The 1,107-nt window shown below is 68.1% G+C and carries 2 protein-coding genes; both read right to left on the bottom strand.

The annotated features are described in order from the left end of the window. Window positions 1-280 (bottom strand): hypothetical protein (locus tag CZ322_RS09705; RefSeq protein WP_143231907.1); only part of this gene is annotated, 280 nt, incomplete at its 3' end. Window positions 281-302: 22 nt separating this feature from the next. After that, the coding region (locus tag CZ322_RS10045; protein ID WP_087071228.1) for a hypothetical protein at window positions 303-1,107 on the bottom strand (805 nt) is incomplete at its 5' end.

The raw sequence follows: 1,107 nt of genomic DNA, 5'->3' as shown, positions 1-1,107 counted from the left end.
CGCTCAAGGTTCCGGCATGCGCCAGGGCCACGAGTAGTAGTACGACGGCGCAGCTCACCGCCACGCGCCCACCCCCGAAATACCTGCGGACCGCGCCGAGCAGCCCCACCGCGAGCGCCGCGATGAGCATCCCGAGCGCGAGTGCACCGCGGCTGGACATGATCTGAGCCCCGGGCACCACGGTGGCGAGCCGGGCGGCCGGGCCGAACCAGGCCGGCTGCACCGTGAACACCGCGAAAGCGGCCAGGAGCAACCCAAGAAGAGAACTAAGAACGCGCACCGCGCCTACCTTTCCGGCTGGCTTAGGCCCCGCACAGGGCCTGCTGGATAAGGGTAGCGAAGTGCTGCTGCCCGGTGGGTGTGAGATGGATGCCATCGTCGCGCAGGAATTCTTCGTGGCCTTCGGTGGCGGCCCACCAGTCGATAATGCCAACGTTGGGGTGGGAGGCGGCATAGGACTTGAGCAGCTCGTTATTGGGGTTTTGGGCCTCCAGCGGGCTGCGGTTCGTCACGAAATAGACGGGGAGGCCCTGGGCGGCATCCACGAGTTTTTGAATATCCGCCTCGCTGCCGATGGGCCCGTTCGAGCCGAGGGCGTAGATAAGCACCCGCGGTTTCTCCCCCAGGGCTTGGCGCTGGGCGAATACCTCCGCGCCGGCGGCGAATTGGCGGCTGACCTTGCCGTCCACCACCGAATTGGGGAGGACTTCCCTGAGGGCCTCGGTGGCGCCCAGAGTGACCGAATCGCCGATCATCACGGCGTTTGCGGAGCAAACGCCGGTGGCCGGGTCCTTGGCCCAGGCGGACGTATCCATGTTGGCCGGGACTTGGGTGGCGATGGGTTGCAGGGCGCCTTGCGCGGGAGTGGGGCTGGGTTCCGGAGCGCTGTTCGGGCTGGCGGAAGTGGCCGGGTTAGCCGGGCTACCAGGGTTGCCAGGGTTGGTCGAAGCGGCTGCTTCGCCGGGCGCCGCGCCACTGACTGCCGGAGCGGAGATAGCAGGCGCGGGCGCGGCGAGCTCGGGGCGCAGCGCCACCGCGCGGGAATCCGCGAGGCGCTGCCAAGGAATCGGCGCGAAAGCCAGCAGCGCCACAAGAAGAAGAGACACC

Source organism: Actinotignum timonense (assembly GCF_900155575.1).
Classification (GTDB): domain Bacteria; phylum Actinomycetota; class Actinomycetes; order Actinomycetales; family Actinomycetaceae; genus Actinotignum; species Actinotignum timonense.
This window is presented reverse-complemented; position numbering and strand designations above follow the sequence as displayed.